The organism is Nocardia sp. GTS18 (assembly GCF_013839555.1).
Taxonomy (GTDB): domain Bacteria; phylum Actinomycetota; class Actinomycetes; order Mycobacteriales; family Mycobacteriaceae; genus Nocardia; species Nocardia rosealba.
The window spans coordinates 20,370-28,425 of the sequence record NZ_JACBIU010000049.1; the positions used below are offsets into that span (position 1 = coordinate 20,370).

General features: G+C 68.3%; 11 protein-coding genes and 1 pseudogene. 5 read left to right on the plus strand and 7 right to left on the minus strand.

The window, feature by feature from the left end:
* Positions 1-12: 12 nt before the first annotated feature.
* Positions 13-1,470: a D-alanyl-D-alanine carboxypeptidase/D-alanyl-D-alanine-endopeptidase gene (gene dacB, locus HYG95_RS23350; protein WP_181701071.1), complete on the minus strand. Its 1,458-nt coding sequence runs from the start codon at positions 1,468-1,470 to the stop codon at positions 13-15.
* A gap of 157 nt (positions 1,471-1,627) precedes the next feature.
* On the opposite strand from dacB, the gene HYG95_RS23355 reads away from it, so the two are divergent.
* A complete protein-coding gene (locus HYG95_RS23355) occupies positions 1,628-2,116 on the plus strand; it encodes an inorganic diphosphatase (protein ID WP_181701073.1) in 489 nt (162 codons plus the stop codon).
* A 68-nt stretch (positions 2,117-2,184) separates the two neighbouring features.
* Here HYG95_RS23355 and HYG95_RS23360 read toward each other — a convergent pair whose 3' ends face one another.
* The 4 genes from HYG95_RS23360 to HYG95_RS23375 all read right to left on the minus strand — a co-directional run bounded on the left by HYG95_RS23360 (position 2,185) and on the right by HYG95_RS23375 (position 5,623).
* Positions 2,185-2,415: a hypothetical protein gene (locus tag HYG95_RS23360; protein ID WP_067495806.1), complete on the minus strand. Its 231-nt coding sequence runs from the start codon at positions 2,413-2,415 to the stop codon at positions 2,185-2,187.
* A gap of 90 nt (positions 2,416-2,505) precedes the next feature.
* Positions 2,506-4,236 carry a DHA2 family efflux MFS transporter permease subunit gene (locus HYG95_RS23365; RefSeq protein WP_181701075.1) on the minus strand — a complete coding sequence of 577 codons (1,731 nt, stop codon included), beginning with the start codon at positions 4,234-4,236 and terminating at the stop codon, positions 2,506-2,508.
* Positions 4,233-4,712, minus strand: coding sequence for a MarR family winged helix-turn-helix transcriptional regulator (locus tag HYG95_RS23370; RefSeq protein WP_181701077.1), 480 nt, complete (start codon positions 4,710-4,712; stop codon positions 4,233-4,235). Before HYG95_RS23370 ends, HYG95_RS23365 begins: the two co-directional genes overlap by 4 nt.
* 89 nt (positions 4,713-4,801) lie before the next feature.
* On the minus strand, positions 4,802-5,623 hold the full coding sequence (locus HYG95_RS23375) for a crotonase/enoyl-CoA hydratase family protein (RefSeq protein ID WP_181701079.1): 822 nt from the start codon (positions 5,621-5,623) through the stop codon (positions 4,802-4,804).
* A 119-nt stretch (positions 5,624-5,742) separates the two neighbouring features.
* Between HYG95_RS23375 and HYG95_RS23380 the strand changes: the two genes are divergently transcribed.
* The 3 genes from HYG95_RS23380 to HYG95_RS23390 all read left to right on the plus strand — a co-directional run bounded on the left by HYG95_RS23380 (position 5,743) and on the right by HYG95_RS23390 (position 7,109).
* Positions 5,743-6,219, plus strand: a complete 477-nt coding sequence (locus tag HYG95_RS23380; protein WP_181701081.1) for a YbaK/EbsC family protein — start codon at positions 5,743-5,745, stop codon at positions 6,217-6,219.
* Positions 6,220-6,292: 73 nt separating this feature from the next.
* Positions 6,293-6,835, plus strand: coding sequence for a flavin reductase family protein (locus HYG95_RS23385; protein WP_181701095.1), 543 nt, complete (start codon positions 6,293-6,295; stop codon positions 6,833-6,835).
* A 13-nt stretch (positions 6,836-6,848) separates the two neighbouring features.
* A complete protein-coding gene (locus HYG95_RS23390) occupies positions 6,849-7,109 on the plus strand; it encodes a hypothetical protein (RefSeq protein WP_181701083.1) in 261 nt (86 codons plus the stop codon).
* Positions 7,110-7,138: 29 nt separating this feature from the next.
* Here HYG95_RS23390 and HYG95_RS25230 read toward each other — a convergent pair whose 3' ends face one another.
* Positions 7,139-7,426, minus strand: coding sequence for an excalibur calcium-binding domain-containing protein (locus HYG95_RS25230; protein WP_370465899.1), 288 nt, complete (start codon positions 7,424-7,426; stop codon positions 7,139-7,141).
* Between HYG95_RS25230 and HYG95_RS25020 the strand changes: the two genes are divergently transcribed.
* The gene (locus HYG95_RS25020; protein WP_255495648.1) at positions 7,353-7,679 is read left to right on the plus strand and encodes a hypothetical protein; all 327 of its coding nucleotides are present in this window, start codon (positions 7,353-7,355) and stop codon (positions 7,677-7,679) included. The genes HYG95_RS25230 and HYG95_RS25020 overlap by 74 nt on opposite strands.
* Before the next feature lie 152 nt (positions 7,680-7,831).
* Here the strand turns inward: HYG95_RS25020 and HYG95_RS23400 are convergent.
* Positions 7,832-8,056 (minus strand): annotated as a pseudogene (locus HYG95_RS23400) (2,3-dihydroxybiphenyl 1,2-dioxygenase); the annotation flags it as partial.

An 8,056-nucleotide genomic window follows, 5' to 3' on the forward strand; every position in this document is an offset into this window, starting at 1 on the left:
CGCCACCCGCTCTCAGGAACATCCACAGTTGCGCAGGGCACCCGCCACCGCGTCGAGCGCGGGTCTGCTGACCTCCGGCAGCCGGTCGTTGGACATGAGTGCGAAGGTCAGTACCCGCCCGTCCTGGTCGAGCACATACCCCACCAACGCGCTTGCCACGCTCAGAGTTCCGGTCTTGGCCCGCACCCAGCCCGCGCCTTCCCGGTTCCGGGTGACGAAGCGAGGCGCGAGCGTCCCGGTTCCGCCCGCGACGGGCAGGTCGTCGAGCAGCGGCGCCAGAGCCGCTGCGCGCGGATCGTTCTCGGGCCTGGCCTGGGTACCGGCGGGCACGACGGCGGCGTCGCCGGTGGGCTTGGCGGCGGTGGCGACGATGGTGTCGAGCAGTCGCGGCGGCACCCGGTCGTCGACGGACAGGCCGCTGTTGTCGGCCAGGTGCAGGCCGCTCACGTCGAAGCCGGCGCTGGTGAGCGCGGCGGCGGTGGCGGCGGTGGCACCGGCGAAGGACGCCTCGCGTCCGGTGGCGACGGCGAGTTCGCGTCCGATGGTCTCGGCGAGCACGTTGTCGGAATGGATCATCATGTCGTGCAAGCGGATTCGCAGCGGCGCCGACTCGACCTTCGCGATCTCGGCGCCGTTGCTCGCGGCCTGGCCGACGCGCACGGCGGCCGGGTCGATGCCGAGTTCGGCGGCCAGGGCGCGGCCCGCGTCGAGTGCTGGGGTCGAGGTGCGCGGTGAGTAGTCGGCCGACGGGTCGAACCGCCCGCCGTCGAGCATCACCGGTTCGATGGGGGTGATCGAGCCCTCGGGGATGTCGATCGGGTCCCAGCCGGCCGCCATGGTCGGACCGGTGTAGGCGGAGGTATCGACGACGATCGCGCTCGCCTGCTTGCCCGCCGCCTTGATCTGTGCGGCGAGGTCGGCGATGCGCGGGCCGTCGGTGTAGTAGCCGCCGTCGGCGCGGGTGGTGAGCGTCGGATCGCCGGCGCCGACGAGCACCAGCTCCCCCGGCGCTCCGGCGACGACGCGGGTGGCGACCCGCTGATCGTCGGGCAGGGTGAGCAGCGCGGCCGCGACCAGCATGATCTTGGCCGTGGACGACGGGATCATCGCCTTGGTCGGCTCCTGGCTCCAGAGCACGGTTCCGCTGGTCGGATCGGTGACCTGGCCCGCGAACGCGCCGAGATCGGGGCTGCTGGTCACCTGCGCGAGCGCGGCGGCGATCCCGGCGACCGTCGGCGCGGGTGCGTCCGACCTGGCCGCTGCGATGGCGGTGGTCGGTGTGGCGGCCGACGGCGCGTCGGCGACGGTGAGCCCGCCGTGCCGGAATTCCGGCGTCCACGGCCGGGCGATCACCGCGAAGCCGCCGCCGATCAGCAGCAGGGCGACCACCACCGCTGACAGCCAGATCCACCCCGACCGGCGACGTCGCGGCTCCTGCCATCCGGGATTCTGTTCGCTTGGACCGATCACGACCGTCGTTTCTCCTCTAGCCCGCCCGACGCCCGGCCGCGCTGAGCCGCCTGCCGCACCGGTGTTCCAGCACACCACACTATCCTCGTTGCGCAACGGTTCCCCAGAACGATCTGGCGATTCGGCACACAAGCACTCGAACGAACAAGGAGATGGCGTGGAGTTCGACGTCACCATCGAGATTCCCAAGGGTTCTCGGAACAAGTACGAGGTCGATCACGAGAGCGGCCGGGTGAAGCTCGACCGGTACCTGTACACCTCCATGGCCTACCCGGCCGACTACGGCTTCATCGAGAACACCCTCGGTGAGGACGGCGATCCGCTGGACGCGCTGGTGCTGCTGCCGGAATCGGTGTTCCCCGGTGTCATCGTCGAGGCCCGCCCCGTCGCGGTGTACCGGATGACCGACGAGGCCGGTGGCGACGACAAGATCCTGTGTGTGCCCGCGGGCGACCCGCGCTGGGATTACATCCAGGACATCACCGACGTCCCGGACTTCGAGCTGGCCGCGATCAAGCACTTCTTCGAGCGCTACAAGGATCTCGAGCCCGGCAAGTTCGTGAAGGGTTCGGAGTGGCTCGACCGCGCCGAGGCCGTCAAGATCATCGACGAGGCCTTCGCCCGGCTGAAGGAATCCGGCCACTGAGCCGATAGACGCCGAAAAGCGGGAAGTCCGAAGGGGATTGGACTTCCCGCTTTTCTGTTCCTGGCGGATCAGTACCAGATGTAGAGGTCCCAGCCCTCCCAGGTCTCGACGCACTGCCAGTAGTAGCCGCCGGTGTAGGACGACTCGCCGTCGGCGCGGCACTGGTAGAGCTCGTAGTAGGTGCCGTAGTACGTGCCCTCCGGCGCGGCCGCTGCGGCGGTGCCCGCGGTGACCGTCGACACCCCGGCGACGGTAGCCAGGGCCAGCAGTGCGGCGGCGATGGTGGTCTTGATGCGCATGTCGTTCTCCTGATGTTCGTTGCGACATCAGGAACGTTATGGCCGTTCGACCGCCGAAACAGCCACCCCTAGGGGGCCTTTCGGGCCCACCTAGGTCGCTTCACCTTTGCCACCCTTCAACGACTGCGCGGCGGTGTCGGTCAGGGCGCCGATGCCCTCCGCGGCTTTCGCGTCGCCCGCCGCCTGTAGGCCGCCCGACATCCGCAGCGGCACTTCCTTCCAGAACAGCACGAGCAGCAGCGCGAGCAGCGCGACACCGGTGGCGAACAGGAACACCGTCGACATGGAGTCGGCGAAGCCCACCTGGAACGGTTCGGCCAGCTGCGGGTCGAGCTGCTGGATGATCGAGCTGTCCTGCAACACCTTTCCGGCCGCCGAGGTGTCCTGGGCCAGCAGACCCTGCGACAGCGCGGCGTCGGCCGGGTTGCTGCTGCGGGCGCCCTCGACCACGGCCTGCTGGTAGGCCGGATCGGTCGCCGCCTGCCGCAGTTCGTCGGTGATGTTCGGGGTGAGCAGGGTGAACAGGACCGAGAGGAACACCGCGGCACCGAGGGTGCCACCGATCTGCCGGAAGAACGTGGCCGCGGCGGTGGACACACCCATGTCCTTGGGCGGCAACGCGTTCTGCAGGGCGAGGGTGAGCGGCTGCATCAGATTGCCGAGGCCGAAACCGGCGACCGCCATGAAGATCATCGCCAGCCACAGCGGACTGTGCGCGTCGAGCAGGTGCAGCAGGAACAGGCCGAGGGTGAGCGTGGCCGCACCGATCAGCGGAAAGGCGCGGTAGCGCCCGGTTTTGGAGATCAACCGGCCCGAGAGGATGGAACCGAGCATCAGCCCGAGCACCATCGGCAGCATCTGCAGACCCGCCTCGGTCGGCCCCGCACCGCGCACCACCTGCAGGTATTGCGGCAGCAGCAGCATCCCGCCGAACATCGCCGCACCGACGACGAACGAGATGACCACCCCGAGGGTGAAGGTGACGTTGTCGAAGATGCGCAACGGGATCAGCGCCGCGTCACCCATGTACTTCTCGATCGCGACGAACCCGATCAGCCCGAGCGCGCCGATCACGTAGCAGACCACCGAACCGGTACTGCCCCAGCCCCACTCGCGCCCCTGTTCGGCCACGATCAGCAGCGGGACCAAGCCGACCGCCAGCACGAGCGCACCCGCGAAGTCGATGCGGTGCGTGGCGTGCGGCTTGCGCGGCAGGTGCAGCACCCGCGTCACGACGACCAGTGCGAGCAGGCCGAGCGGCACGTTCACCAGGAACACCCAGCGCCAGCCGGTGATGCCGAGAATGCTGTCCTGCCCGGCCAGCAGGCCGCCGAGCACCGGGCCGAGCACACTCGAAATACCGAACACGGCAAGGAAATAGCCCTGGTAGCGGGCGCGTTCACGCGGTCCGATGATGTCGCCCATGATGGCGAGCGCCAGCGACATCAGGCCGCCCGCGCCGAGGCCCTGGAAGGCACGGAACGCGGCGAGCTGATACATCGATTGCGCCAGCGTGCACAGCAGCGAACCGATGATGAACAGCCCGATCGCGGTGAGGAAGAACGGCTTTCGGCCGAACATGTCCGAGAGCTTGCCGTAGAGCGGGGTACTGATCGTCGCGGTGATGAGGTAGGCCGTTGTCGCCCAGGCCTGCAGCGAGTAGCCGTGCAGGTCGTCGGCGATGGTGCGGATGGAGGTCGACACGATCGTCTGATCGAGCGAAGCCAGCAGCATGCCGAGCATCAACCCGGACAGGATGGTCAGAATCTGGCGATGGGTGAAACCGGCGGGCGATTCCTCCACGGCCACGGTCGTCGTCACGAGTCGTTCTCCGATGGGTTGAGCGTGAGGAGCAGGGGCCGGGCCCGGTCGTAGTCCTCCACGAAGCGGGTGAGCAGGGCGGCGAAACGCTCGCGGTCGGGTTCGGGCCAGTCCTGGGTGACGATGGTGATGGATTCGCGACGCCGCTCCCGGATCCGGTCGGCGGTCTCGCGGCCGTAGTCGGTGGCAGCCAGCACGGTGGCGCGGCCGTCGTCGGGGTCGGCCATGCGGACCACGAGCCCGCGTTCCACCAGCTGCGCCACCTGCCTGCTCACCGTCGAGGCATCCGAATTCACCGCCTCGGCCAATGCGCCCGAGCGCATCGGCCCGTCGCAGACCAGCCGGAACAGCACAACGAAGCCCGCCGGTTCGATGCCCGAGCGGTCCTTCATCTGGGCGAGGGCGCGGTCGCGCAGCCGGTGCAGGCGGACGAGTTGGACGGCGATCGTGTCGATCGCCGGGTCGTACTCCGTCACCGCATCACCCTTTACTTGTATCAGTCAACTAGTTGTGTAATGCAAGTATGTGGGCAGACCGGCTGCCGGGGCAACCGTTTACGCTGGCTTTACTCCCCCTTGAACTGCGGGGCGCGCTTCTGGAAGACCGCCGTCATCGCCTCGGTGAGGTCGTGCGAGGGCAGGAACGCCGCGTTCCACGCCGAGACGTAGCGCAGGCCGTCGGCCACGCCCGGGGCGGTGCGGTGCTCGAGCACATCCTTGATGCCCTGCACCACCAGCGGCGGATTGTCGGCGATCTCGCGCGCCATCGCGTGCGCCGCCGCGAGCACCGCTTCCTGATCGGCGAACACCTCGTTCACCAGACCGATCCGCTCGGCCCGGGCCGCGTCGATATCCTTTGCGGTGTAAGCCAATTCGCGCAGGTGGCCCTCACCGATGATGCCCGGCAGACGCTGCAGCGAACCGATATCGGCCACGATCGCCACCTTCGCCTCACGCAGGCTGAACTTGGCGTCGGCGCTGGCCAGGCGGATGTCGGCGGCCGCGATCAGGTCGAGCCCGCCACCGATGCACCAGCCCGACACCGCCGCGATCACCGGCTTCACGCAGGTGGCCACCGAGGTGACGGAGTCCTGCATGCGCCGGACCTCCTTGAGGAACTCGGTGCGCTGGGCCGCCTTGGCGCCGTCGGCCAGCACCGGGCCGAGCGTGCCACCCATCGCGGCCAGGTCGAGGCCGTAGGAGAAATGCTTGCCCGACCCGGTGAGCACCACGGCGCGCACCTGCGAATCGGCGTCCAGCTCGGCGAAGATCTCCGGCAGTTCGCGCCAGAAATCCGGTCCCATCGCATTGCCCTTGCCGGGCCCGGTCAGGGTGACCTGGGCGATATTGTCGGCGATCTCGACGGCGAAGGCCTTCCATTCACTCATGCGCTGATTATGGCCTCATCGGGTGCGCCCACCCCGTCCGGCGTCCGGAGCGAATTCACGGCAACCCGAAAATCTCACTCTCCCGGCATAATTCGACCGACCGTCCTACTCTGGATGACATGCGCAGGTCGTCCTTGCCGATGGTCGCGTGCCGGGTGGCCGACACGCTCATCGCGCGCGGCCACCACGGCGTCATCGTCTCCCCCGACACGCCGACCACCAGCGCCATCGATGCCGCGCGCGCCTTCGGTGCCCACCCCAGCGCCATCACCACCGCGCAGCTGTTCCTCCTCGACAACGACCCGGTCCTGCTGCTGGTAGCCGCCCATCACCAGGTGGACCTGCACCGCACCGGCCCCCGCCTCGAAGGAAAGCTCACCCCCTGCCCCACCGCCCTCGCCGAGCGCGTCACCGGTCAGCCCATCACCGGCACCGCCCCCGTCGGCCACCCGACCAACCTGCCCACCTGGGTCGACACCGCCCTGGCCGCCCACCGCGAAATCTGGGCAGCGGGCGGCCACCCCACCACCGTCTTCCGTACCAGCTACCGTGAACTCATCCGCATCACCGCGGGATTGCCGGTGGACATCGACTGAAGGGTTTTCCTCGGCGTGAGCCTGTCCATAGGCGGGCTCGGATGGCGGGCGTAGTTTGGGGCCTGTGGGTGATATGCAACGAACTCCGGCCGACCTCGTCGTTCCCGACGACCTGAGTGGGATCACCGCCGAGCAGTATCGGGCGTCGATGCGGCACTATCCGGCAGGCGTCACGGTGGTGACGATCGGCGCCGAGACCGGTCCGGTGGGTTTCACCGCCACCTCGTTCGCGTCGCTGTCGCTGGAACCGCCGCTGGTGTCGTTCAATATCGCGCACACCTCGTCGAGCATCGCGGCCCTGCGCGCCGCCGATTCCGTGGTCATCCATTTCCTCGGCGAACACCAGCACCACCTGGCCCACCGCTTCTCCCGCTCCGCCGCCGACCGCTTCACCGACCGAGCCCTCTGGACCACCCTCGACACCGGCGAACCGATCCTGCACGGCACCCCCATCTGGCTCCGCACCACCATCCACCAACTCATCGACCTGGGCGACCACACCCTCGCGGTAGGCCTGGTGACCCGAGTCCACGACGAATCAGCCGACTCCCCCTCGGCCGCCCCCCTGCTGTATTACAACGGCAGATACCACCGCCCCACCCCTCTCGACACCTGATCCGCTCCCCGCCATGAGCGAATTCCGCGTGACCGGCGTCTACCCCGTGAGCTTCCGGCCGACTCCGTTCGTAGTCGGCTATGCCAGCGGGAATTTCGATACGGGCGATACCGTCGAACTTCGGCGCGCAGGCATTCCGATTGCTCGAGGGGTCCTACAGGGGATGCACATCCACCTCAGCCCTCGAGGCGAATACTCGTTCTTCTTCTCGGACAACATCTCCGAACACGTCCGCATCGACGATGTCATCCACACCATCGACACCACGGCTTAGCTGCTCGACGCGTAGCCGGTTCCGCGTTGTCAGCGCCGTTCGCAGGCCACGCCGTCGCCGTCTCGGTCCAGATGGCTGCCATAGCCGGGTTCACCGCGATGGAGCGGAGCAGCGCCGGCTCGTCGCGCGGCCTCGCAGCTGTCGTAGTAGACGTCGGCGGGCGACGGAACCTCGGGTTCGGGCAAATCGACCGTTGGCGGCGGCACATACGGCGTAGTCGCCGGTGGGGGCGGGGCAACCGGCGTGATGATCGGCGGGGCCGAGGTGACCGTCGTTGTCGGTACCACCACCGTCGGACGCGCCACCGTCGTCGTCACCGTCGCGACCGGTGGCGGCGCAATCGGTGCCGCTGTCTCGACCGAGGTAGGGGGCAAGACCATCGAGGTGGTCGACGATGGGACGACGCGCGTCGTCGAGGTCGACACGATCTTGTCCGGCGCCGATTCGCCGAACACCGCTCCGATCACCGAGAGCCCACACAATCCGAGAACACCGATTCCGACCACCCACGGCCATCGCCGCTTCTTGTCGCGCTGCCTCGGCGGACGAGCCCACGGATCGGGTGGCTGAATCGGTCGCGTCATTATTTCCCCTTAGAAGTACCTGGTAGGTCGGGGGCTTCATCGCGACCGATTCGGGGCTCGTTACCCAAACCGGCGACACGCCAAACATATTGGCCGAAGTTTGCTTCCCGGTCGGGCCGTTCAGCCGATGAGGCAGGGGGTGGCGCCGGTGGGGTCCGGGGAAGTGATGGGCTCCTCGACCCGGCGTGCGTCGGCGTCCTCGACCGACAGCGGCTTGACCGCGATGCCGGCGGCCGTGACCGCCTCCTGCAGCCGAACCAGTGCGGCGTGGTCGCGCACCTCCCAGCCGATGGTGACCACCGCGTCGGACTCACCGGGCACCACCACCATCCGGGCGGCGCGCTCGTCCATCCGCAGATACAG